We start from the raw sequence: 23299 nt of genomic DNA on the forward strand, positions 1-23299 counted from the left end.
TCGGCGGCGTGGCCCGTATACGTCGTCCTCTCGTCCGTCCCGCCGCCGCCGCGCTGTGCTGCGCGGCGGTGCTGGCCGGCTGCGGGCCCATCGGCGCGTCCGGCGACCGCCCGGACCGGACGGCCGTGCAGCGGCTGCTGGACCGGCGGGCGACGGCACTGCTGGACCGGGACGAGCGGGCCTACCTCGCCGGGGCCGTGCCCTCCCGCCGGGCCGCCGAACGGCAGGTCTTCCGCAATCTGAAGGACGTGCCGCTGGCCTCCTGGTCGTACCGGGTGATCTCGGTGGACGGCGGCGACCGGCCGGCCGCCCGCGTCGAACTGGACTACCGCGTCAAGGGGTACGACAGCGCGTCCGTCGCCTCGCAGGAGTCGGTGCGGCTGGGAAAGGGGGGCGACGGGCGGTGGCGTGTCGCCGCCGAGGGCGCGGACGGCGACCAGTTGTGGGAGCAGGGCCCGGTGCGGGTGGTGCGCGGCACGCACAGCCTCGTCCTCGGCACCGTCGGCACCGCCTCGCTGCGGTCGTACGCCGCCGACGCCGACCGGGCGGTCCCCGCCGTGCTGCGGGCCTGGGGGACACGCGGCTGGAGCGGCAGGATCGTCGTCGAGGTCCCCGCGTCGCTGCGGAGCATGGGCGCACTGCTCGGCGCCCCGCCCGACGCCTACCAGGGCATCGCCGCCGTCACCACGGGCGAGGCCGGCGGCCCCGCCTCGCACGCCCCCGGCGGCCGCGTCATCGTCAACCCCGAGGCCTTCGGGGAGTTGTCCGCCTTCGGCCGCCGCGTCGTGCTCACCCACGAGGCCACCCATGTCGCGACCCGCTCCGCCACGGCCCCCGGTACCCCGCTCTGGCTCTCCGAGGGCTTCGCCGACTGGGTCGCCTACCGCGGCACCGGCCGCTCCGCCCCGGCCATCGCCCCCGAACTCGCCCGTGACGTCGCCGCGGGCCGGACGCCCCGGGCCCTCCCCTCCGACGCGGACTTCGGGACACGGGCCGCCGGGCTCGCGCAGGCCTATGAGGGCGCGTGGCTGGCCTGCCGGTTCATCGCGGAGGAATGGGGCGACGCCCGGCTCGTCGCCCTGTACCGTGCCGGTGCGGACACGCGCCGTGTGCTGGGGATCGGCACGGACGATCTCACCGAGCGCTGGCGCGCCTACGTCGAGCGGGAGTTGGGATGACCGAGGACTTCAGCCCCGCCGAGACCGAACGCGGCAGGGCGCTGCGCCGGGCCCAGCTGCCGCCCCTGCTGGGGGGCCGCCTCGCCGGTCTCGCCCTCCTGCTCGTCCTCGGCCTCACCCCAGCGGGGGCCGCACTGACCGGGGTGTTCGGCGGCGCGTGGGGGCTGCGCGTCCTGGCCGGCGGGCTGCTCCTGGTCCTGCTCCGGCAGGCGGTCACGCTGCCCTTCTCCGCCCGGGTGCGGGTGGTGCGCCACCGCTACGGCCTGGTCACCCAGGGCTGGGGCGGCTGGACGGCCGACGTCCTGCGCGGCCTGCTGGTCTCCGTGCCGCTCGTCCTCGCCGCCCTGTACGGCTTCTACGGGCTCGGCTGGGCCTGGGCCGCGCTTGGCGCGGCCTGCGCGGCCGCTGCGCTGTCCTGGCTTGCCCCCGTCGTCCTGGAACCGCTCTTCAACCGCTTCCAACCCATGGACGCGGGGCCGTTGCGGGACGCGCTGCTGGCGCTGGCCGCGCGCGACGGCATCCCGGTGCGCGACGTCCTGGTCGCGGACGCCTCGCGGCGCACGACCGCCCTCAACGCGTATGTCTCCGGCTTCGGCCGGACCCGGCGCATCGTCGCCTACGACACCCTGGTGACGACCGCCCCGGCCCGCGAGGTGGAACTCGTCGTCGCCCACGAACTCGGCCACGTCAAGCACGGCGACGTCCTGCGCGGCACTCTCTTGGGCGCGCTGGGCGCGGCCGCGGGCGTCTGCGTCCTGGCCGCCTTCCTCTCCGCGGCCTCCCCCTACGCCGCCGACGACCCCCGCGGTCTCTTCCTGCTCGCCGCGGCGGCGGCCGTCGGCTCCGCCCTGGCCGGGCCCCTCGGGTGCGCCGTCAGCCGCCGCGCCGAGCGCCGCGCGGACCGGCACGCCCTCGAACTCACCGGCGACCCGGCCGAGTTCATCGCCATGCAACGGCGTCTCACCGTCGCCAACGTCTCCGACCCCGACCCGCCGCGCGCCCTCCACCTGCTCTTCGGCACCCACCCCACTCCCGTCCAGCGCATCGCCGCCGCCCGTAGGTTCGCGGCCGGCCCCGTCTGACCCGCCCCCGGGCGGTCACCAGGTGAGGAGTTTGCGGCCCTCGTCAGGTTCGGGTTCGGTCTCTGAGGCGGGACGGTCCGCGGGAGCGGCGGGGAAGGGGCCGGGGTCGCGGGCCGTGGCGGTCCACAGGCGGCGGCAGGCGACGAGGCAGGCGGCGACCAGCAGGCCGTTGCGGAGCACGAGCAGCGTGATGCCGAGCGGGGTGCTGGTGACGACGTCGCCGAAGTGGATCGGGAACTCGTAGAGGGTGGCGGCGGTGGCGACGACCACGAGCCCCGCGGGCAGGGCCATGACGCTCGCGCGCAGCGTGAGGCAGACGGCGGCCATGCCGATCAGCCAGATCATGTACTGGGGGCTGATGACCCGGCTGGTCGTGGTGAACAGCAGCACGGCGGTGAAGGCCGCGTCGAAGGGCGTCGCCCCGCCGAGCGCGCGGGCCCGCACCCGCCACAGCAGCAGCCACGCGAAGGCCGCGACGGTGAGGGTGAGCGCGATGTCGCTGACCAGGTCGACGTACGGGCCGAGGAACTCCACGGAGCCGTAGTTGAGCAGTACTTGGCCCTGCCAGCCGTGGTGCCGGGCGATGTGGAAGACCAGGGAGCCCAGCGACTCGACCTCGGTGCCGCGCTCGCCCTGGAACCGCAGGAAGGCGAAGGCCCCCGGCATCCACAGCCAGAAGCCCAGCGCGAGGACCCCCGCGCCGGCCACCGCGGCCGCCCACACCCGCCGGTCGCGTACCCCGGTCAGCAGCAGCACGGGCCAGACCTTGAGCATCGCGGCGAACGCGAGCAGGGCGCCGGCGACCTTGGGTCGCCGCACGGTCGCCAGCAGCGCCGCCACGGCCACGGCGGTGACCATCACGTCGTACCGGGCGTAGGCGGTCGGCCCCAGCAGCGGCACGCCGGCCACCCACACATAGGCGCCCGCCTGCCGGCGCCCCTCGCCGCGTGAGCCGCGCAGCAGCAGGGCGAAGGTGACGGCGTCGGCCGCGCAGGCGAGCCAGAAGAATGCGGTGGTGTAGTCGAGGAACGGCAGCAGCCCGGGGGAGAGCACCGCCAGCGCGGCGGCGGGCGGGTACTGCCAGGTGACGTCGTCGAGCGGGAAGGTGCCGGAGCGCAGCACGTCGTACCAGCCGTGGTAGATCCCCGAGACGTCGCTGGTGACGTCGATCGGCGACACACTGAACACCTTGAACACGCACAGCAGCAGCACGATCCGGGTGATCACCCAGGCGAGGACCGGCCCCGCCGGGGACCTCCCGCCATTACTGCCTGCCATGTCCACCTCGTCGTATCGCCTTGGTGTGATGATGCACGATGCCGGTCGCGCCTGTGGACGGGCCCCGGTTCTCAAGGACGCGTCCGCGGCCTCGGTCGGTTGCCGGGGCCCGCAACCGCTACGCTCGGCGCCGTATGGACAAGACCTTGATCGTCACGAACGACTTCCCGCCCCGTCCCGGCGGCATCCAGGCCTTCGTGCACAGCATGGCGCTCCGCCTGGACCCCGGGCAGGTGGTGGTGTACGCCTCCACGTGGCGCGACGGCTCCGAGGTCGCCCGCTTTGACGCCGAGCAGCCCTTCCCCGTCGTCCGCGACCGTACGTCGATGCTGCTGCCGACCCCGCGCGTGACCGGGCGGGCCGTCGATCTGCTGCGCGAGCACGGCTGTACGTCGGTGTGGTTCGGTGCGGCGGCGCCGCTGGGCCTGATGGCGCCCGCGCTGCGGAAGGCCGGGGCCTGGCGGATCGTGGCGACGACGCACGGCCACGAGGCGGGGTGGGCGCAGTTGCCCGGCAGCCGTCAACTGCTGCGCCGGATCGGGGAAGGCACCGACACGATCACCTATCTGGGTGAATACACCCGGTCACGGATCGCTCCCGCGCTCACCCCGCGCGCCGCGGCGCGCATGGTGCAGCTGCCGCCGGGTGTCGACGAGAAGGCCTTCCACCCCGCCTCGGGCGGCGGCAAGGTCAGGGCCCGGCTCGGGCTGGCCGACCGGCCGGTGGTGGTGTGTGTGTCCCGCCTGGTGCCGCGCAAGGGTCAGGACACCCTGATCCTCGCGCTGCCGCGCATCCTGGCCGTCCAGCCGGACGCGGCGCTGCTGGTCGTCGGCGGCGGGCCGTACGAGAACGAGCTGAAGCGGCTCGCGGCGCAGACCGGGGTGACCGGCTCGGTCGTCTTCACCGGGGCGGTGCCCTGGGCGGAACTGCCCGCCCACTTCGGCGCGGGCGACGTCTTCGCCATGCCCTGCCGCACCCGGCGCGGCGGGCTGGACGTCGAGGGGCTCGGCATCGTCTACCTGGAGGCGTCCGCGACCGGGCTGCCCGTCGTGGCCGGCGACTCCGGCGGCGCGCCCGACGCCGTGCTCGACGGCGAGACCGGCTGGGTGGTGCGCGGCGGAGTGCCGGAGGACGCGGCCGACCGCATCCTGGCCCTGCTCGGCGACGCCGAACTGCGGCAGCTGATGGGTGAGCGCGGACGCAAGTGGGTCGAGGACGCCTGGCGCTGGGACCTGCTCGCCGACCGGCTCAAGGCCCTGCTCTAGCCCGCCCGGGAGCGGGCGCCGGGGCCCCGGAAAGCCGGTGGCCGCCGTCCGCGCGAGGCGTACGGCGGCCATCGGCGACGGTCGTCAGGAACCGTCGGTCCCAGCCCGTGGAACGGGCAGGTCTCACGTGGCGTAGATCGCGGCGATCTCGGCCGCGAACTCCCGCAGCACCACGTTCCGCTTCAGCTTCAGCGACGGCGTCACATGCCCGGACTCCTCGGTGAACTGGGTCGCCAGGATGCGGAACTTCTTCACCGCCTCCGCCTTGGACACCGCGGCGTTGCCGTCGTCGATCGCCGACTGCACCTCGGCCAGCAGCTCCGGGTCCTCTCGCAGTGCCGTGACCGTGCGGCCGGCCTTGCCGTGCTGCTCGGCCCAGCGGGGCAGGAACTCCTCGTCCAGGGTCACCAGCGCGCCGATGAAGGGCTGTCCGTCACCGACCACCATGCACTCCGCGACCAGCGCGTGGGCGCGGATGCGGTCCTCGATCATCGCCGGGGCGACGTTCTTGCCGCCCGCGGTGACGATGATCTCCTTCTTGCGGCCGGTGATGGTGATGTAGCCGTCCTCGTCCAGCGCGCCGATGTCGCCGCTGTGGAACCAGCCGTCGGTGACGGCCTCCGCCGTCGCCGCCTCGTTGTTCCAGTAGCCGCTGAACAGGTGCTCGCCGTGGAGCAGCACCTCGCCGTCGTCGGCGATGCGGACGGTGGAGCCGGGCAGCGGCTGGCCGACGGTGCCGATCTTCGTACGGTCCCAGGGGTTGAAGGCCGTGGCCGCACAGGACTCGGTCAGGCCGTAGCCCTCCAGGACGGTGAAGCCGATGCCCCGGTAGAAGTGGCCGAGCCGCTCGCCGAGCGGTGCGCCACCGGAGATGGAGTACTCGGCGCGGCCGCCGAGCACGGCGCGCAGCTTGCTGTAGACCAGCCGGTCGAAGACCTTGTGCTTGAACCGCAGGCCGAGCGCGGGCCCGTTCGCCGAGTCCAGCGCGCGGCTGTACTCGATCGCGACATCGGACGCCTTGTCGAAGATCTTGCCCTTGCCGCCCGCCTGGGCCTGCGCGCGGGCGGAGTTGTACACCTTCTCGAACACGCGGGGCACACCCAGCAGCATCGTCGGCCGGAACGCGGACAACTCGTCCGTGAGGTTCTTGATGTCGCTGACGTGCCCGAGCTTGATCGGGGCCATCACACTGGCCACCTCGACCAGCCGGCCGAAGACGTGCGCCAGCGGCAGGAAGAGCAGCACCGAGGAGTCGCCGGTCCTGAACAGCGGCTTCAGCCGCTCCACCACGTTGCCGCACTCGGCGAAGAACGCGCGGTGGCTGAGCACGCAGCCCTTGGGGCGGCCGGTGGTGCCCGAGGTGTAGACGATGGTGGCGGGGGAGTCGGCCTTGGCGTACGCGCCGCGCTCGTCGACGGTCGCCTCGGCGATGTCGGTCCCGGCGGCGGTCAGCGTCTCCACGGCGCCGCCCTCGATGCGCCACACGTGCTTGAGCTGCGGCAGGCGCTCGCGGACGGACTCCACAGACTTCTCGTGGGCCTCGGTCTCCACGATCGCGGCGACGGCGCCGGAGTCGGAGAGGATCCACTCGACCTGCTCGGCCGAGGAGGTCTCGTACACCGGGACGGTGACCGCGCCCGTGCTCCAGACGGCGAAGTCGAAGAGGGTCCACTCGTACCGGGTGCGCGAGATCAGGGCGACCCGGTCGCCGGGCTGCACGCCCGAGGCGATCAGGCCCTTGGCGGCCGCGCGGACCTCGGCGAGGAAGGCGGTGGCGGTGACGTCCGCCCAGTCCCCGGCGGCGGTCTTGCGGGCGATGACGGCAACGTCCGGGTGCTGAGCGGCGTTGCGGCGGATGAGATCCGTCAGATTGCCGTCCGCGGGGACCTCGTAAAGAGCCGGAAGGCTGAACTCGCGCAAGACTGCTGCTCCTCATCGGCGCCGGCGGCGGTGCTGGCTGCGTCCACTGCGGGGTTGAGCAGTGGACTGCCCGGACGTTACCCACCGGTAAAGCTTCAGCGGTAGGGGTGCCGTGTGGATGTTTTGTGTGTCACATCGTCGTCACATCCCGGCGGTCCGCTGCGGCGCAGCGCGTTTCCACTGGCTGGAAGCCTAGTCGAGCCCTTGATGACCCGCAGGTAACAGGGCTCCCGGCAGTCACCGCTCGCGGCCGGTCCCGGCGTCCTAGAGTGATCGCCATGCGTGTCCATGTCGTCAGCGATGTCCACGGCGCCGCCGAGGCGCTCGCCAGGGCCGGGGACGGCGCCGACGCCCTGATCTGCCTCGGCGACCTCATCCTCTTCATGGACTACGCGGACCACTCGCGCGGCATCTTCCCCGACCTGTTCGGCACCGAGAACGCCTCCCGGATGGTCGCCCTGCGCACCGCCCTGCGCTGGGACGAGGCCCGGGCCCTGGACCGCGAGCTGTGGGGCGGCCTCGGCATCGACCGGGGCACCGCCATCGAGGCCGCCGTGCGCCGCCAGTACGCGGAGCTGTTCGCCGCCTTCCCCACACCGACGTACGCCACCTACGGGAACGTCGACATCCCCGCGCTGTGGCCGGAGTACGCCGGGCCCGGCACGACCGTGCTGGACGGCGCCACCGCCGAGATCGGCGGCCTGGTCTTCGGGTTCGTCGGCGGCGGCCTGCGCACCGCCTACCGCACCCCGTACGAGATCGACGACGAGACCTACGCCGCCAAGGTGGCCGCCCTCGGCAAGGTCGACGTGCTCTGCTCGCACATCCCGCCCGCCGTGCCCGAGCTCTGCTACGACACGGTCGCCCGCCGCTTCGAGCGCGGCAGTGAGGCCCTGCTGGACGCGATCCGCAGCACCCGTCCCACGTACGCGCTCTTCGGGCACGTCCACCAGCCCCTGGCGCCGCGGATGCGCATCGGCACGACCGAATGCGTGAACGTCGGTCACTTCAACTCAAGGAGAACGCCGTGGGCGCTGCGGTGGTGACCGCCCCGGAGGTCTGCGGGCACCCGACCAGGCGGTAGCCTTCAGCGGCAGGCACACGACAGCAGGTACATGACGCGACGTCCCGGAGGGGCCACGGCGATGGCGGAACACACGAGGTCCAGCATCACGATCGACGCGGCCCCGGCCGATGTCATGAGTGTCATCTCCGACTTCGCCCGCTACCCGGAGTGGACCGGGGAGGTGAAGGAGGCCGAGATCATCACCGCCGACACCCAGGGCCGCGCCGAGCAGGTCCGCCTGCTCCTCGACGCCGGTGCGATCAAGGACGACCACACCCTCGCCTACACCTGGGTCGGCACCGACGAGGTGCACTGGACGCTGGTCAAGTCCCAGATGCTCCGCACCCTGGACGGCGCCTACATCCTCGCCCCCGTCGAGGACGGCAAGCGCACCGAGGTCACCTACCAGCTGACCGTCGACGTCAAGATCCCCATGCTCGGCATGATCAAGCGCAAGGCCGAGAAGGTCATCATCGACCGGGCTCTCGCCGGTCTGAAGAAGCGCGTCGAGTCCCAGGGCTGACGTGCGTACGGTCCTGGTCACCGGCGCGGGCGGCGCGGGCCGCACCACCGTCGCGGCCGCCACGGCCACGGCCGCGGCCGCCCCCGGGCGCCGGGTCCTGATTCTGTCCGCGGACCGCGACGGGGCGCTGGAGCGCGTTCTCGGCGCCGCCACCGGCACGGACACCACCCCTGACGGCCGCGCCCCCGCCGCCGTCGTCCCCGTCACCTCCGTGCCGGGGCTGTGGGCCGGCCGGATCGACCCGGCCGCCTCCTTCCGGGCCGACGCCATGGAGCTCCAGGGCCGGATCGGCGCCCTGCTCGAACTGCTCGGCGCCGCGCCGCTGGACCCCGAGGAGCTCACCGAGCTCCCCGGCGCGGAACCGCTCGCCCTGCTCCGCGCCCTGCGCGACACGGCGGACGGCTGGGACCTGGTCGTGGTCGACCTCCCGCCGGTGCGCGCCGCACTTGCCGCGCTCGCCCTCCCGGAGCAACTGCGCCGCTACCTCGCCCGGCTGCTGCCCGAACAGCGCCAGGCAGCCCGCGCCCTGCGCCCGATGCTCGCCCAGCTCGCCGGCGTCCCCGCGCCCGGCCCCTGGGCGTACGAGGCCGCCGCCCGCGCCGACCGCGAACTGGGCGCCGCGCAGGCCGTGGTGGAGGATGCGGCGACGACCGTACGGCTGGTGGTCGAGCCCGGCGCGCACGCCGCCGAGGCGGTCCGCCACGCCCGGGCCGGACTGGCCCTGCACGGCCACCGGCTGGAGGCGATCGTGGCCAACCGGCTGCTGCCCGCGCACTCGCCCGACCCGTGGCTCGCCGAACTGTCGGGACTGCAGCGCAAGGAACTGCGCGCCCTGCGCGCCGAGATCGCGGGCACCGGGACGGCCCTGCACGAACTGCCGCACCTGGGACGCGAACCGCGCGGGACCGGGGACCTGGCGCGGCTCGCGGCCGCGCCGCCCGCACCGGCCGCCGAAGGCCCCGCCGCGCCGCCCTGGACCACCGAGGACCGGCTCGCCACCGAGGGCCACTTCCTGTGGCGGCTGCCGCTGCCCGGCGCGCTGCGGCACACCGTGGACCTCGTCCGCCGCGGCGACGAACTCGTCGTGGACGCCGAGGGCCACCGGCGCATCCTGCCGCTGCCCTCCGCGCTGCGTCGCTGCACGGTGGAGGGCGCCGCCCTGCGGGACGGTGCGCTGCAGGTCCGGTTCGTTCCCGATCCCGCCCTCTGGCCCCGATGACGGCGATGGCCCCCTGAACGCACCGGCTTCGTTCGGGTAACGTCGTAGTCAAAAGCCGGAGCGCCCTACGGAGCCCACCATGAGCGAATCCACGGACCGTAACGACCGCCCCGAGGCCGATCACGACGCCTGGGCCAAGGCGAGCGCGGAGGACATCGCCGCGGAGAAGGCCCGCCGCCGGCAGCAGTCCGGACAGGAGCCGGGCAGCGCCGCGGAGGAACTGCGACGGCTCGCCGAGGCCGTGACCGAGCGGATCTCCCTGCTGCGCAGCCCCGCGGCCGAGATGGCGGCCCAGGGGATCATCGCCCAGGTGAAGCAGGCCGTTGAGCCCGTCGTCGAACGCAACCCCGAGGTCTTCGACCATCTCGCCGCGGCCGGCGCCGAACTGCTGGCCGCCTACCGGGCCGCCGTCAGCGGCCACGAACGGCGCTGGACCTCCGGTGGCGAGGGTTCCTCCAGCGAACGCATTGACCTGGACTGAACACGAACTGAACAACGGGCGGAACGGGGCGGACCTCGCCCTCCGGTACGGTTGGACGCAGCGGGGATCGACCGAATACTGAGGGATACATGGGACTCACCATCGGCGTCGACATCGGCGGCACGAAGATCGCGGCCGGCGTGGTCGACGAGGAAGGCTCGATTCTCGAAATCGTCAAGGTGCCGACTCCGTCGACCTCCGAAGGCGTGGTCGACGCCATCGCCGCCGCCGTCCACGACGTCAGCACGAGCCACACGGTCGAGGCCGTGGGCATCGGTGCCGCCGGCTATGTCGACGACAAGCGGGCCACCGTGCTCTTCGCGCCCAACATCCGCTGGCGGCACGAGCCGCTGAAGGACAAGGTCGAGCAACGCGTCGGTCTTCCCGTCGTGGTGGAGAACGACGCCAACGCCGCCGCCTGGGGCGAGTACCGCTTCGGCGCCGGCCAGGGCCACGACGACGTCATCTGCATCACGCTCGGCACCGGCCTCGGCGGCGGCATCATCATCGGCAACAAGCTGCGCCGCGGCCGCTTCGGCGTGGCCGGCGAGTTCGGCCACATCCGCATGGTCCCGGACGGTCTGCTGTGCGGCTGCGGCAGCCAGGGCTGCTGGGAGCAGTACGCCTCCGGCCGCGCCCTGGTGCGCTACGCCAAGCAGCGCGCCGTCGCCCAGCCCGAGAACGCGGCGCTGTTGCTCTCGCTCGGCGACGGCACCCCCGACGGCATCCAGGGCCAGCACATCAGCCAGGCCGCGCGCGGCGGCGACAGCGTGGCGGTGGACTCGTTCCGCGAACTCGCCCGCTGGGCCGGTGCGGGACTCGCCGACCTCGCGTCGCTTTTCGACCCCTCCGCCTTCATCGTCGGCGGCGGTGTCTCGGACGAGGGCGAACTCGTCCTCGACCCCATCCGCAAGTCCTTCCGCCGCTGGCTGGTCGGCGGTCAGCTGCGGCCGCACGCCCAGGTCCTCGCCGCCCAACTCGGTGGCAAGGCCGGCCTCGTCGGCGCCGCCGACCTGGCGCGCCAGGGCTAGTCGTTCCGTGCCGGTGCCCCCGTACCCCGCTTCCGCGGAGTACGGGGGCACCGTCGTGCGGGCCCGGTAGGGTGACGGCGTGAGCGAGGTCCCGCGGCCGGATCTGCCGGCATCCCGTACGGAGCCGGACGGCTCCGCCGTCATCCGCGTCCTGAGCTACAACGTCCGTTCCCTGAGGGACGACAAAGCCGCGCTCGCCCGGGTCATCCGCGCCTGCGCGCCCGACATCGCGCTGATCCAGGAGGCTCCCCGCTTCTTCCGCTGGCGCAAGGCCGCCGCCCGGCTCGCCCGAGACGCGGGAATGGTGACCGTCACCGGCGGGGCGACCGCCGCCGGCCCGCTGGTGCTGTCCTCGTTGCGGGTCACGGTGGAACGCACCGAGGACGTCCTGCTGCCGCGCACCCCAGGGCTCCACCAGCGCGGCTTCGCGACGGCCGTGGTCCGCGTCGGCGGCGCCCGGCTGTCCGTGCTGAGCTGCCATCTGTCGTTGCAGGCCCAGGAGCGCTACGAGCAGGGCGGGATGCTGCTGGACCGCCTCGCCGCGATGGGCGAGATCCACGCGGTGGCCGGCGGCGACCTGAATGACCGCCCGCAGGGCCGCACTTTCCGCCGGATCGCCGGCGCACTGCAGGACGCCCGGACGGTCCGGCCCTGGGGCGGGGAGTACACCTCCACGCCCGTCGACCCGCACCAGCGCATCGACGCCATCTTCACCACGTCCGGCATCGAGGTCCTCGGCTGCGGTGTCCCGGAGGCGCTGTCCGGCGTCACCCGGAGCGACCTGAGGGCGGCCACGGACCATCTTCCGGTCCTGGCCGCCCTCAGGGTGCCGTCGGTGCCGTGACCGCGGTCAGACGACCGCGCCGCCGCCCGGGAGGTCGTCGTCCTCGTCGCCGCCCGGCCGCATCCGCGTGACCAGGGTGGCGAAGCCGCCGAGGAAGCCGCCGATGCCGACCGTGACGGCCCACCACGGCATCTCCTCCTGGAAGAGGATGAACGCGAAGATCAGCAGCGGACCGCCCAGCGCCCCCAGCCAGGCGAACTTCGTGGTGACGTCGGCATTCGGCAGCGGAGGCGGCTCCGGAGGGACGAAGTGGCCCTCGTCGTCGTCCTCGTCGAGTTCGTAGTCGCGGGGACCGGAGATGACGGGGTGGATGACGATGGAGGTCGTCTCGGGCGTGCTCGGCACCACGAGGTGACCGGGCTTGGAGGAGCCCTCGGCGACGTCCTCGGCCTCCGGCCAGGACGCCGTACCGGGCTCCGGGTCGGCGTCGTACCCCGCCACGATCTGCGCCCAGGCCTCGGCCTCGTCGACCGGCTTGGGCTCGGGCTCGCCGCCCTCGGGCAGCGGACGGCGGTCGTCCTCGGGCTCAGCCACGTGCGGCGTCCTCCTTCTCGTTGCTCTCGTCGTCGCCCGCGGCCGGTCCGGCGCCGGTGAGCCGGCGTACGAACGCGGAGGACTGCTCGAAGATCGTCTCTGCGTCGTGGTCGAGGGTGGCGACGTGGTAGCTGCGTTCCAGCACCGTCTCGGTCACGTCCGTCGACGACACGCGGCTGAGCACGAGCGCCGAGTTGGACGGGTGGACGACATGGTCGACCCGGCTGCGCAGGAGCAGCAGCGGCTGGGTCACCTGGGGCAGGTCGCGTCGCACCAGGTTCCACAAGCGGCTCAGGGAGTGCACCGCGTGCAGCGGGGTGCGGTCGTAGCCCACCTCCACGGAGCCCTCCTTCGCGATGTCGCTGGCGATGCCGGGCACCGAGGGCACGAAGTGCCTCAGCACCGGCACGGCCTTGAGTTGATGGCTGTCGGCCTTGACCGACGGGTTGACGAGGGCGATGCCGCTGATCGCCGCGCCGTGTTGCGCGGCGAGGCGCAGCGTCAGGGCGCCGCCCATGGACATTCCGAAGACAAACACGCGGTCACAGCGTCCGGACAGCGCGCGGAATTCCCGGTCCACCTCGGCGTACCAGTCCTGCCAGCCGGTGACCTGCATGTCCTGCCAGCGCGTACCGTGCCCGGGCAGCAGCGGCGCCGACACGCTCAGACCGCGCCCGGCCAGGTACTCTCCCCAAGGCCGCATGGACTGCGGAGTGCCCGTGAAGCCGTGGCACAGCAGGACGCCGATGTCGCCACCGTCGTGGCGATAGGGCTCGGCCCCGGGCATGAGCGGCACCGTAGGTCTCCTGTTCGGTGGAATGCGCGGAAAGCGATACCTCACAGTACGCGGACGGCCCACACCGGGGGAGAGCCCTGCCCGATCTGGCGTTAAGGTCTTCCCGTCAGACACAGGAGGTCATCGGTTGTTGTACGGCGTGATGAAGATCGCGATCGGTCAGCCCCTGCGAGCCGCCTTCCGGCCGTGGGTGGAGGGCATGGAGAACATCCCCAAGCGGGGACCCGCGATACTGGCGAGCAACCATCTGTCCTTCTCCGACTCCTTCTTCCTGCCCGCCGTGCTCGACCGCAAGGTCACCTTCATCGCCAAGGCCGAGTACTTCACCACGCCGGGCGTCAAGGGCAAGCTCACCGCGGCCTTCTTCAAGGGCGTCGGCCAGCTCCCGGTGGACCGCTCGGGCGCGCGGGGCGCAGGCGAGGCGGCCATCCGCAGCGGCATAAAGGTCATCGAGTCCGGCGAGCTCTTCGGCATCTACCCCGAGGGCACCCGCTCGCCCGACGGCCGCCTCTACCGCGGCAAGCCCGGGGGCCTGGCCCGGATCGCGCTCGCCACGGGCGCCCCGGTGATCCCGGTCGCGATGATCGACACCGAGAAGATCCAGCCGCCCGGCAAGGTCGTGCCCAAGCTCATGCGTCCCGGCATCCGGATCGGCAAGCCGCTGGACTTCAGCCGCTACCAGGGCATGGAGCAGGACCGTTTCATCCTGCGCTCGGTCACCGACGAGGTGATGTACGAGATCATGAAGCTCTCCGGCCAGGAGTACGTGGACGTCTACGCCTCCGCCGCCAAACGCCAGATCGCCGAGGCGGCGAAGAAGCAGCAGGCAGAACCCGGGGCATAGCCCCGGCCAGGGGAACGGGGGAGGGCCCATGGCCAGGGACACGGCCCACGGGCCGGAGGCGCGCCCAGCCGCGGGGGCGGCCGGGCGCCCGCCGGGGCGTGTCGTCGGCATGTCGGTCGAGCAGCCGCTGTGGCGCGCCCTGACGGGTTACCGGGTACTCACCGCCGGCTACGCCGTCGCGCTGTTCGCCGTCGGCTACGAGGGCCACGCCCGGCCGGTGCCGGGCATGGCGTTCATGGCGCTGCTCGTGGTGTGGACGCTGGCCACGCTCGGCAAGGTCAGCTCGCCGCAGCGGTGCACCCGGGGCTTCCTCTTCGTCGACCTCGGCATCGCGCTCACCGGCATTCTGCTGACCCCGGTCATCGAGACGCACCAGCGCATCCTCGAGGGCGGGCCCACCTTGCCGTCGATATGGACGGCGGGCTCGGTCCTCGCGTTCGCGATCAAGGGCGGCTGGCGCTGGGCGGCGGCGGCTTCCTGCCTGGTCGGCGGCGCCAACATGGTCGAGCGCGGGGCGCTCGCACGCGACACCGTGCACAATGTGCTGCTCGTGGCCATCGCCAGCATCGCGATCGGCTACGTGGTCGAGGTCGCCCGCGCCAGTGAGCGCACCCTCGCCCGCGCCCTGCAGATCGAGGCCGCCACCCGCGAGCGGGAGCGGCTGGCCCGCGACATCCACGACAACGTGCTCCAGGTGCTCGCCATGGTGCAGCGGCGCGGCGCGGAGATCGGCGGCGAGGCCGAGGCGCTCGGCACCATGGCCGGCGAGCAGGAGGCCGCGCTGCGTGCCCTGATCAGCGCCGGTCCCGCGGTGCTCGGGGTTCCGGCTCCGCGCGACGCGGGACAGGACCCGGACGCCCCTCGCGACCTGCGTGCCCTGCTCACCCCGTACAGCGGCAGCCGGGTCACCGTGGCCGCCCCCGGCACCCCCGTCCTGCTGCCCTCGCACGCGGCCGCCGAACTCGCCGCGGCGGTGGGCGCCGCCCTGGAGAACGTGCGCAAACACGCGGGGGAGCGGGCGCACGCCTGGATCCTGGTGGAGGACGCGCCCGACGCGGTCCTCGTCAGCGTCCGCGACGACGGGCCCGGCATCCCCGAGGGCCGGCTCGCCGACGCCGAGGCGGAGGGGCGGCTGGGTGTCGCCCAGTCGATCCAGGGGCGGCTGCGCGACCTCGGCGGAACGGCGGAGCTGGTGTCGGTGCCCGGACAGGGGACAGAAGTCGAGTTGAGGCTCGGCAAATGAGAGAGGAGATTGGGTTCATGGCCGTAAAGGTGATGGTGGTGGACGACCACCCCATGTGGCGGGACGCGGTCGCGCGCGACCTCACCGAGGCGGGATACGTCGTGGTGGCGACGGCCGCCGACGGCCCGGAGGCGGTACGCCGCGCCAAGGCCGCCCTCCCGGAGGTGCTGGTCCTCGACCTCAATCTGCCGGGCCTGTCCGGCGTCCAGGTCTGCAAGGACGTGATCGCGGAGAACCCGGCCCTGCGGGTGCTGGTGCTGTCGGCGAGCGGCGAGCACGAGGACGTCCTGGAGGCCGTGAAGTCCGGTGCCACCGGCTACCTGCTGAAGTCCGCCGGCCGGGACGAGCTCCTCGACGCCGTCAGCCGCACCGCCGTCGGCGACCCCGTCTTCACCCCCGGCCTGGCCGGCCTCGTCCTCGGCGAGTACCGGCGGCTGGCCTCGGACCCCGCGCCCGCGACGGCCGACCGGCCCGAGGCGCCGCGGCTCACCGACCGCGAGACCGAGGTGCTGCGTTTGGTGGCCAAGGGGCTGAGCTACAAGCAGATCGCCGAACGGCTCGTCATCTCCCACCGCACCGTGCAGAACCATGTGCAGAACACCCTGGGCAAGCTCCAGTTGCACAACCGCGTCGAGCTGGTCCGCTACGCCATCGAGCGCGGACTGGACGAGGAGTAACCCGTCGGCGCGATCCTTGCGTTGCTCCGCCTGCCGCACTCGGACGAGTGAATCCGGGGTCTCAACATGCCCAAGCATCAAGGGATTTCACCGAACGGCCCATCCCGTATGTGACACCGGTCACGCTAGCGTCGTTGGCGCAGGCAAATGGTGCGAACGGGAAGGGGAACGATCATGCGAGTTGGCGTGCTGACCGGTGGCGGTGACTGCCCCGGGCTCAACGCGGTCATCCGTGCCATCGTGCGCAAGGGCGTCCAGGAGTACGCGTACGAGTTCGTCGGATTCAGGGACGGCTGGCGCGGGCCGCTGGAAGGGGACACCGTGCCCCTCGACATCCCGGCCGTCCGCGGGATCCTGCCGCGCGGCGGTACGATCCTCGGCTCCTCGCGCACGAATCCGCTCAAGACGGAGAGCGGCGTGCGCCGGGTCAAGGAGAACCTCGCCAAGTACGAGGTGGACGCGCTCGTCGCGATCGGCGGCGAGGACACGCTCGGCGTGGCGACCACCCTGTCGGACGAGTACGGGGTCCCTTGCGTCGGCGTACCGAAGACCATTGACAACGACCTCGCCGCCACCGACTACACCTTCGGCTTCGACACGGCCGTCAACATCGCCACCGAGGCCATCGACCGCCTCCACACCACCGCCGAGTCGCACATGCGCGTCCTGGTGGTCGAGGTCATGGGCCGGCACGCGGGCTGGATCGCCCTGCACTCGGGCCTGGCCGGCGGCGCCAACGTCATCCTGCTGCCCGAGCAGCGCTTCGACGTGGACCAGGTCTGCGCCTGGGTGGAGAGCCGTTTCAAGATCCGTTACGCGCCGATCGTGGTGATCGCCGAAGGGGCGATGCCGCAGGACGGCGACGTGGTGCTGAAGGACGGCAGTCTCGACTCCTTCGGCCATGTCCGCCTGTCCGGCATCGGCGAGTGGCTGGCCAAGGAGATCGAGAGCCGCACCGGCAAGGAGGCCCGCACCACGGTGCTCGGCCACGTCCAGCGCGGCGGCACCCCCAGTGCCTTCGACCGCTGGCTGGCCACCCGCTTCGGCCTGCACGCCATCGAGGCGGTCCGCGACCGGGACTTCGGGAAGATGGTCGCCCTGCGCGGCACGGACATCGTCCGGGTCCCCCTGGCGGAAGCGACCAAGCAGCTCAAGACGGTCGACCCGAAGCTCTACGCCGAGGCCGGCGTCTTCTTCGGGTAAACACCTCGTTTCCCCGAAGTCTCCTGGGCTTTCCCCGCTTGCCATGGGCGATCACGCGGCCTTACATTCCCTCCACCCGGCTTGTCCGGCCGCTTCGTTTATCCCCCTTGAGCACATGAGGAGCGCCCGGCATGACGGGTGTACTGGCGGTCGCAGGCGGCACCGCATCCGGCAAGTCCACACTTGCCGAGGCCCTGTCGCTGACGTGTCCCGAGACCATCGCACTGATCCATCTGGATGATTACTACGTGCCCGCGCACGACCCGCTCCGGGGCGTGTGGACGGTCAGCGCCGGCGGGCACGCCGTCCTGGACTGGAACCACCCCGGCTCCATCGACGAGACCGCCGTCGGTGAGGCCGTCGACGCGGCCAGGCTGCGCCCCGGCGTGCGCCTGGTCGTCGTCGAGGGGCTGTTCGCGCTCACCCTCCCGGCCGTCCTGTCTCGGGCGGCCTGGCGGGTGTACGTGGACGCCCCCGACGACGTCCGCCTGGCGCGCAAGATCCTGCGGAAGATCGAGGCGCAGCGGCAGGACCCGCGCCTGTCGCTGCGGAACTACCTGCAGACCGGCCGGGACCGCCATGCCGTCCATGTGGCACCCTCGCGGGCGCGGGCCGACCTGGTCGTCGACGGCACCACCGACGGCCCCGAGATGCTGGCCGCCGTCCTGGGCCTGGTCGGGCCCGCCCTGGCGCCCGCCCCCGAGCCCGTCGCCGCGGTGCGCCCCCGCCGCTCCCGCGCCGCCGCGCCCCGGACGCACCAGCTGCCCGCGGCCGCCGTCTGACGTCCCTCACGTTGTAGGCGTCGATGTGCACGTCCGCGGTGCCGTCGGCCCGGTAGGTCACGTGCACCCACATGGACCAGCTGCCGTCCAGGCAGAGGTCGGCGTCGCAGGGGAGGGGTCCGTGCCGTTCCGCCGGGGGAACGCGCTGGTCAGCAGCGAGCCGGCCCGGTCGCGCGGCAGCCGGAAGCCGACCGTGCGACCCGGTCCATGATCCCGCCGTCGTCCTGGCACCTGACGTCCGTGGCCTCGGACGGGATCGCGCCGCCGAGGAAGGACTCGGTCTGCGCGCAGTCCGCCGACGACGGCTGCGTCAAACAGCGGAAGACGAGGCCGGCCTGGGCGTGGAGGGCGACGCCGAAGGCCGGCAAAAGCGACGGGACCGTCGTCAGGACCCGCTCCCACCGCGTGCGGGACGGGACGGGTGTGCGCGGACTCCATGCGCCGTTCCACGTCCCCGCCCACCCCGTCCGTTCGCCTGCGGCGTGGCCCGGCCGGGCCACACTTCCCGTCAGCCCGCGACCACCACCGACGCCAGCAGCTCCGTCACGATCGCCGTGCCGTTCAGGGTGAGCACGGACTCGGGGTGGAACTGCACGCCGGCGAAACCGGGCCCGCGCATCGCGTGGACGTCGCCCGTGGCCGGGTCGCGGCTCAGCTCGACACGGTGCATGGCCAGCTCCTCCGCCGTCCTGTCGTCGCAGCGCGCGGTGAAGGAGTTGTAGAAGCCGACCGTCTCCATGCGCCCGAACAGGTCGACCGCCGTCTGCGCGCCCTGGAACGGCACCTCCTTGCGCACGAGGCCGAGTCCCAGCTCGGCGGCGATCAGCTCCTGGCCGAGGCACACGCCCAGCAGCCCGTGCCGGTGGTCGCGCACCAGGTCCGCGGCGAGGGCGCGCAGGAACGCCATCTTGGGGTCGGCGGTGTCCGCCGGGTTTCCCGGACCGGGGCCGAGCACGACCGGGCCGCGGTGCGCGAGGACGGTCTCGCGCAGACCCGGCTCGTCGTAGCGGCGCACGGTCACCTCCAGTCCCGACGAGCGCAGCACGTGCGCCAGCATCGCGGTGAAGGTGTCCTCGCCGTCGACCATGAAGGCGTGCCGTCCGGTGAGCGGGCCCGGCCGTTCCCCCTCGCCCGCGGGGGCCTGCATCCGCAGCCAGAACGGCGCGAGGTTGCGGCGCCGTCCCGCCAGCGCGGCCTGCACCCGCGTGTCGTCGCCGAGCCGGCGCCGCGGCCCTCCCGGCTCGCGCGCCGCGCCCGGCCGCACGCCCAGCGCCGCCAGCACGCCCGCCGCCTTCGCGTGCGTCTCGGCGACCTCGCCGTACGGATCCGAGCGGCGCACCAGCGTCGCCCCCACCGGCACCTTCAGACCGCCCGCGGCGTCGATGTCCGCGGTGCGGATCAGGATGGGGGAGTCCAGGGTCTGGACGCCGCCGCCGTCCCGTCCGATCAGCGCCAGCGCGCCCGCGTAGTAGCCGCGGCCCCCGGGCTCGTAGCGCTCGATGACCCGGCAGGCGTTCTGAACCGGCGAACCGGTGACCGTCGCCGCGAACATCGTCTCGCGCAGCACGTCACGGACGTCCATGGTGCTGCGGCCGCGCAGCTCGTACTCGGTGTGCGCCAGGTGCGCCATCTCCTTCAGGCGCGGGCCGACCACGACGCCGCCGAGGTCGCCGACCGTGCACATCATCTTCAGTTCCTCGTCGACCACCATGGTCAGCTCCTCCACCTCCTTCACGTCGCGGAGGAAGGCGAGCAGCCCGTCCATGTCCGGTCCCTGCGCCGGGTAGCGGTAGGTGCCGCTGATCGGGTTCATCACGACCGTGCCGCCCGCCATCCGGACGTGCACCTCCGGGCTCGCCCCGGCCAGCGTCCGCTCCGGCGTGCGCACCACGAACGTCCAGTACGCGCCGCGCTCGCCGTCCAGCAGCCGCCGGAACAGCGCGAGCGCGTCCGCCGCAGAGAAGCCCGGGATCTGTCCGCGGAAGGTCCTGCGGATCACGAAGTTCGCGCCCTCGCCGCGGCCGATCTCGTCCTCGATCACCCGCTCCACGATCCCGGCGTAGGTGTCGTCGTCCACGTCGAAGCCGCCGTGCTCCACGTGCACCCCGTGGCCGGGCAGCGCCCGCTCCAGCTCCGGCAGCGGGATTTCGTACGCCTCCCGCGGGTGCAGGACCACCAGCGGCGTACCGTCGTCCCGCGCCTCGAACCCGCGCTCCCTGATCTGCCGGTACGGCACCAGCGCCAGCGCGTCGGCGACCGGCCGTCCGTCCTCCGGCACCCCCTTCGGGAGCGCGATGTCCGTCAGGCGTTCCACCGCGGACACCGGGCCGAGCAGCACGTCGACCGTGTCCGTGTCCCGCCCCGGCGTTCTGCGCCGGATCAGTGCGAACGGCGGGCATGCCGGGTCCAGCAGCCGCTCCACGAGCGCTGCGGCGGAAAGCGGGTTCTTCTGGTCGTCCACGGCGGTTCCTTCCGATCGTCCGGTCATCCAGGAGGGGGACCACCAGGGAAGGGACGGCCGCGGAAACACCGAAGGCCGCCCTTCGGGCGGCCTTCGCGTCAGTCAGTGGGTACGCGTCGTCAGTGGGCCGCCGGATTCGCGGTCCACCACCACTGCAGGTGCGTCTGCTGTGCGTACATGTTGTGCACGATAACCCATCCTGCCGCCGCGCACGCCCGGAGCGCGACGCGACCGGGGGACCGGGACGGGGATCGCACGGCTGCGGCCCCCCGGCGCGGCGCGTGCCCACGGCGACGCCCACCGCCGAGCGGACGGCGGGGTCGAAGCCGGGTCCGTGCGAGGACTTCGCGACCGCCGTCGACGGACGGCTCCGGGCGGGCAGCCGGGGCGGCCGGGGCGGCCTGTTGTGACCCGGTGGACGTTCGCGTATGGGACCGAGCCTTCCGGCCATGTCGCGTCTCACGGTGCCGGCCCTTCACTGGTGCCATGACACCCCGAGACGCAGTCCTCACGGCGGCCGCGGTCGCCACCGGTCTGATGGCCGGCCTCTTCTTCGCCTTCTCCGTCGCCGTCATGCCCGGCCTCGCCAGGACCGGCGACCGGACCCTGGTGGACGCCATGCAGCGGATCAACGCCGCCATCCAGAACGGCTGGTTCCTGCTGGTCCTCGCGGGGGCCCTGCTGCTCGGCGCCGCCGGAGTGGTGCTCTGCGTCCGCGACGGCGCCCGGGGCGTCCTGCCCTGGGTCGTCGCGGGCACGGTCTGCTACCTGCTCGTCCTCGTCGTCACCCTCGCCGTCAACATCCCGCTCAACGACCGGCTGGACGCCGCCGGGACGCCGGATGCCGTCGCCGGCCTCGCCGCCGTCCGCGAGCGCTTCGAGGCCGTCTGGGTCCGCTGGAACCTGGTGCGCACCCTGCTGTGCACCGGCGCCCTGGCCTGCCTCTGCTGGGCGCTCGTCCTCAGCGGGCGTACCGGCGCGGCCGGGTGCTGACCCCGGCCCGCCGGCCCCCGACCGCCTGTACGCGATGTGGAATCGCCGTCTCATTGACTGGTCGGGTGCGCCGAGCGCCGGACACAACCACGTAATGTGGGGTGCGTGACCGTGAACGCTGATTCTCTCGCCGGGCGCAACACCTGGCGCTCTCTGCCCGCGGCCCAGCAGCCCGAGTACCCCGACGCCGAGGCGCTGAGCCGAGTGATCGCGGAACTCGAGTCGTATCCCCCTCTCGTCTTCGCCGGGGAGTGCGATCAGCTGCGCGACCGTATGGGGGCCGTGGCCCGCGGTGAGGCGTTCCTGCTCCAGGGCGGCGACTGCGCCGAGGCCTTCGACCACGTCGGCGCCGACCAGATCCGCAGCAAGCTCAAGACGCTCCTGCAGATGGGCGCGGTGCTCACCTACGCCGCCTCCGTGCCGGTGGTGAAGGTGGGCCGGATCGCCGGCCAGTACAGCAAGCCGCGCTCCAAGCCGACGGAGACCCGCGACGGGGTGACCCTGCCCACGTACCGCGGTGACTCGGTCAACGGCTTCGACTTCACCGAGGTCTCCCGTGTGCCGGACCCGGACCGGCTGAAGCGGATGTACCACGCGTCCTCCGCCACGCTGAACCTGGTACGCGCCTTCGCCACCGGCGGCTACGCGGACCTGCGCCAGGTGCACGCCTGGAACCAGGACTTCGTCAAGTCCTCGCCGTCCGGGCAGCGTTACGAGGCGCTGGCCCGGGAGATCGACCGCGCGCTGAACTTCATGCACGCCTGCGGCACGGACCCGGAGGAGTTCAAGACCGTCGAGTTCTACTCCTCGCACGAGGCGCTGCTGCTCGACTACGAGAGCGCGCTGACGCGCGTCGACTCGCGGACCGGCCGGCTCTACGACGTCTCCGCGCACATGGTGTGGGTCGGCGAGCGCACCCGGCAGATGGACCACGCGCACATCGAGTTCGCGTCCCGGATCCGCAACCCGCTCGGTGTGAAGCTCGGCCCGACGACCACGCCCGAGGAGGCGCTGGCGCTGATCGACCGGCTGGACCCGGACCGCGAGCCGGGCCGGCTGACGTTCATCACGCGCATGGGCGCGGGCAAGGTGCGCGACCTGCTGCCGAACCTGGTGGAGAAGGTCACCGCCTCCGGTGCCCAGGTGGCGTGGGTGTGCGACCCGATGCACGGCAACACCTTCGAGGCGGCCTCCGGCCACAAGACCCGCCGCTTCGACGACGTCCTGGACGAGGTCAAGGGCTTCTTCGAGGTGCACCACGCCCTCGGCACCCACCCCGGCGGTATCCATGTGGAGCTGACCGGCGAGGACGTCACCGAGTGCGTCGGCGGCGGCGACGAGATCTTCGTCGACGACCTGCACCAGCGCTACGAGACGGCCTGCGACCCGCGGCTCAACCGCAGCCAGTCGCTCGACCTGGCCTTCCTGGTGGCCGAGATGTACCGCGGGCAGTAACCCGGCGGACACCGCGCCGCGGGCGCACACGCGAAGGGGCGCGGATCACATCGATCCGCGCCCCTCGACTATTTTCAGCCACTCGATGGCCGGGTAAGGTTAGGTTAACCTCAGCCGGACCGGAGAAGGGGGTGAACCCGCGTGTACGTCTGCTCATGCTTCGGCATCACCGAAGAGCAGGTCAAGCGGCATGCGGACGCCGGCCGCTGCACTCCGCGCCAGATAGCCTCCGCCTGCAAGGCGGGCACCGACTGCGGTTCCTGTGTCCGCCGCATCCAGGCGCTTCTCGGCCGCGGGGAGAGCTGGGCCGGCCGTACCGTGCCTGCCGTCGGGAGCTCCTCGCCGGCGCCGCATCCCGCGTCCCTGCCGGTCGCGTCCCCCGTGCCCCCGGCGCTGCCGGCCGCGGCGAGCGCCGCCTGACCTG

22 protein-coding genes are annotated in these 23299 nt (G+C 72.8%); 17 read left to right on the plus strand and 5 right to left on the minus strand.

What is annotated here, in order from left to right; all coding sequences use genetic code 11:
- Positions 1-8 precede the first annotated feature (8 nt).
- Positions 9-1178 (plus strand): hypothetical protein, encoded by a 1170-nt coding sequence (locus RV983_RS26350; RefSeq protein WP_475988199.1) that lies wholly within the window; start codon positions 9-11, stop codon positions 1176-1178.
- Complete coding sequence (locus RV983_RS26355; protein WP_475988200.1) at positions 1175-2260, plus strand: M48 family metalloprotease; 1086 nt, start codon at positions 1175-1177, stop codon at positions 2258-2260. Before RV983_RS26350 ends, RV983_RS26355 begins: the two co-directional genes overlap by 4 nt.
- A gap of 15 nt (positions 2261-2275) precedes the next feature.
- On the opposite strand, the gene RV983_RS26360 is transcribed toward RV983_RS26355, so the two are convergent.
- Positions 2276-3538 (minus strand): glycosyltransferase 87 family protein, encoded by a 1263-nt coding sequence (locus RV983_RS26360; protein WP_475988201.1) that lies wholly within the window; start codon positions 3536-3538, stop codon positions 2276-2278.
- Between the two features lie 134 nt (positions 3539-3672).
- Here RV983_RS26360 and RV983_RS26365 point away from each other — a divergent pair, with 134 nt between their 5' ends.
- Positions 3673-4803 carry a glycosyltransferase family 4 protein gene (locus tag RV983_RS26365; RefSeq protein ID WP_475988202.1) on the plus strand — a complete coding sequence of 377 codons (1131 nt, stop codon included), beginning with the start codon at positions 3673-3675 and terminating at the stop codon, positions 4801-4803.
- A gap of 123 nt (positions 4804-4926) precedes the next feature.
- On the opposite strand, the gene RV983_RS26370 is transcribed toward RV983_RS26365, so the two are convergent.
- The gene (locus RV983_RS26370) at positions 4927-6723 is read right to left on the minus strand and encodes an AMP-dependent synthetase/ligase (RefSeq protein WP_475988203.1); all 1797 of its coding nucleotides are present in this window, start codon (positions 6721-6723) and stop codon (positions 4927-4929) included.
- A gap of 278 nt (positions 6724-7001) precedes the next feature.
- Between RV983_RS26370 and RV983_RS26375 the strand changes: the two genes are divergently transcribed.
- From RV983_RS26375 to RV983_RS26400, 6 genes are all read left to right on the plus strand, one after another.
- Entirely contained in the window at positions 7002-7769 is a 768-nt protein-coding gene (locus RV983_RS26375) for a metallophosphoesterase family protein (RefSeq protein WP_475988204.1), read from the plus strand.
- A gap of 99 nt (positions 7770-7868) precedes the next feature.
- A complete protein-coding gene (locus tag RV983_RS26380) occupies positions 7869-8312 on the plus strand; it encodes an SRPBCC family protein (RefSeq protein WP_475988205.1) in 444 nt (147 codons plus the stop codon).
- A 1-nt stretch (position 8313) separates the two neighbouring features.
- The gene (locus RV983_RS26385; protein WP_475988206.1) at positions 8314-9531 is read left to right on the plus strand and encodes an ArsA family ATPase; all 1218 of its coding nucleotides are present in this window, start codon (positions 8314-8316) and stop codon (positions 9529-9531) included.
- A gap of 79 nt (positions 9532-9610) precedes the next feature.
- Positions 9611-10012 (plus strand): DUF5304 family protein, encoded by a 402-nt coding sequence (locus tag RV983_RS26390; protein WP_475988207.1) that lies wholly within the window; start codon positions 9611-9613, stop codon positions 10010-10012.
- An 89-nt stretch (positions 10013-10101) separates the two neighbouring features.
- Positions 10102-11043: an ROK family glucokinase gene (locus RV983_RS26395; RefSeq protein WP_319662104.1), complete on the plus strand. Its 942-nt coding sequence runs from the start codon at positions 10102-10104 to the stop codon at positions 11041-11043.
- A gap of 79 nt (positions 11044-11122) precedes the next feature.
- Entirely contained in the window at positions 11123-11887 is a 765-nt protein-coding gene (locus RV983_RS26400) for an endonuclease/exonuclease/phosphatase family protein (protein WP_475988208.1), read from the plus strand.
- Between the two features lie 6 nt (positions 11888-11893).
- On the opposite strand, the gene RV983_RS26405 is transcribed toward RV983_RS26400, so the two are convergent.
- Entirely contained in the window at positions 11894-12421 is a 528-nt protein-coding gene (locus RV983_RS26405; RefSeq protein WP_475988209.1) for a hypothetical protein, read from the minus strand.
- Positions 12414-13217 (minus strand): alpha/beta hydrolase, encoded by an 804-nt coding sequence (locus RV983_RS26410; RefSeq protein WP_475988210.1) that lies wholly within the window; start codon positions 13215-13217, stop codon positions 12414-12416. The genes RV983_RS26405 and RV983_RS26410 overlap by 8 nt, the downstream gene beginning before the upstream one ends.
- Before the next feature lie 127 nt (positions 13218-13344).
- Here RV983_RS26410 and RV983_RS26415 point away from each other — a divergent pair, with 127 nt between their 5' ends.
- From RV983_RS26415 to RV983_RS26435, 5 genes are all read left to right on the plus strand, one after another.
- The gene (locus tag RV983_RS26415) at positions 13345-14061 is read left to right on the plus strand and encodes a lysophospholipid acyltransferase family protein (protein ID WP_475988211.1); all 717 of its coding nucleotides are present in this window, start codon (positions 13345-13347) and stop codon (positions 14059-14061) included.
- 109 nt (positions 14062-14170) lie between these two features.
- Positions 14171-15304, plus strand: a complete 1134-nt coding sequence (macS, locus tag RV983_RS26420) for a MacS family sensor histidine kinase (RefSeq protein WP_475990463.1) — start codon at positions 14171-14173, stop codon at positions 15302-15304.
- A gap of 17 nt (positions 15305-15321) precedes the next feature.
- Positions 15322-15981, plus strand: coding sequence for a response regulator (locus RV983_RS26425; RefSeq protein ID WP_475988212.1), 660 nt, complete (start codon positions 15322-15324; stop codon positions 15979-15981).
- A 174-nt stretch (positions 15982-16155) separates the two neighbouring features.
- Entirely contained in the window at positions 16156-17184 is a 1029-nt protein-coding gene (locus RV983_RS26430; RefSeq protein ID WP_475988213.1) for a 6-phosphofructokinase, read from the plus strand.
- Between the two features lie 131 nt (positions 17185-17315).
- Positions 17316-17966 carry a uridine kinase family protein gene (locus RV983_RS26435; protein WP_475988214.1) on the plus strand — a complete coding sequence of 217 codons (651 nt, stop codon included), beginning with the start codon at positions 17316-17318 and terminating at the stop codon, positions 17964-17966.
- Positions 17967-18474: 508 nt separating this feature from the next.
- On the opposite strand, the gene RV983_RS26440 is transcribed toward RV983_RS26435, so the two are convergent.
- Positions 18475-20427, minus strand: a complete 1953-nt coding sequence (locus tag RV983_RS26440; RefSeq protein WP_475988215.1) for an anthranilate synthase family protein — start codon at positions 20425-20427, stop codon at positions 18475-18477.
- A 486-nt stretch (positions 20428-20913) separates the two neighbouring features.
- Between RV983_RS26440 and RV983_RS26445 the strand changes: the two genes are divergently transcribed.
- From RV983_RS26445 to RV983_RS26455, 3 genes are all read left to right on the plus strand, one after another.
- Positions 20914-21420 carry an anthrone oxygenase family protein gene (locus RV983_RS26445; RefSeq protein WP_475988216.1) on the plus strand — a complete coding sequence of 169 codons (507 nt, stop codon included), beginning with the start codon at positions 20914-20916 and terminating at the stop codon, positions 21418-21420.
- A 105-nt stretch (positions 21421-21525) separates the two neighbouring features.
- On the plus strand, positions 21526-22875 hold the full coding sequence (locus RV983_RS26450; protein ID WP_475988217.1) for a class II 3-deoxy-7-phosphoheptulonate synthase: 1350 nt from the start codon (positions 21526-21528) through the stop codon (positions 22873-22875).
- 141 nt (positions 22876-23016) lie between these two features.
- Positions 23017-23295 carry a (2Fe-2S)-binding protein gene (locus RV983_RS26455; protein ID WP_475988218.1) on the plus strand — a complete coding sequence of 93 codons (279 nt, stop codon included), beginning with the start codon at positions 23017-23019 and terminating at the stop codon, positions 23293-23295.
- The last annotated feature ends 4 nt before the right edge of the window (positions 23296-23299 follow it).

Source organism: Streptomyces sp. RLA123, assembly GCF_056270165.1.

What these genes read in the sequence shown, in the direction of transcription:
- RV983_RS26355 (WP_475988200.1), top strand. Translation starts at nt 1,175, where the DNA reads ATGACCGAGGACTTCAGCCCCGCCGAGACCGAACGCGGCAGGGCGCTG.
- RV983_RS26360 (WP_475988201.1), bottom strand. Translation starts at nt 3,538, where the DNA reads ATGGCAGGCAGTAATGGCGGGAGGTCCCCGGCGGGGCCGGTCCTCGCC.
- RV983_RS26365 (WP_475988202.1), top strand. Translation starts at nt 3,673, where the DNA reads ATGGACAAGACCTTGATCGTCACGAACGACTTCCCGCCCCGTCCCGGC.
- RV983_RS26375 (WP_475988204.1), top strand. Translation starts at nt 7,002, where the DNA reads ATGCGTGTCCATGTCGTCAGCGATGTCCACGGCGCCGCCGAGGCGCTC.
- RV983_RS26380 (WP_475988205.1), top strand. Translation starts at nt 7,869, where the DNA reads ATGGCGGAACACACGAGGTCCAGCATCACGATCGACGCGGCCCCGGCC.
- RV983_RS26390 (WP_475988207.1), top strand. Translation starts at nt 9,611, where the DNA reads ATGAGCGAATCCACGGACCGTAACGACCGCCCCGAGGCCGATCACGAC.
- RV983_RS26395 (WP_319662104.1), top strand. Translation starts at nt 10,102, where the DNA reads ATGGGACTCACCATCGGCGTCGACATCGGCGGCACGAAGATCGCGGCC.
- macS (WP_475990463.1), top strand. Translation starts at nt 14,171, where the DNA reads ATGTCGGTCGAGCAGCCGCTGTGGCGCGCCCTGACGGGTTACCGGGTA.
- RV983_RS26425 (WP_475988212.1), top strand. Translation starts at nt 15,322, where the DNA reads ATGGCCGTAAAGGTGATGGTGGTGGACGACCACCCCATGTGGCGGGAC.
- RV983_RS26430 (WP_475988213.1), top strand. Translation starts at nt 16,156, where the DNA reads ATGCGAGTTGGCGTGCTGACCGGTGGCGGTGACTGCCCCGGGCTCAAC.
- RV983_RS26435 (WP_475988214.1), top strand. Translation starts at nt 17,316, where the DNA reads ATGACGGGTGTACTGGCGGTCGCAGGCGGCACCGCATCCGGCAAGTCC.
- RV983_RS26445 (WP_475988216.1), top strand. Translation starts at nt 20,914, where the DNA reads ATGACACCCCGAGACGCAGTCCTCACGGCGGCCGCGGTCGCCACCGGT.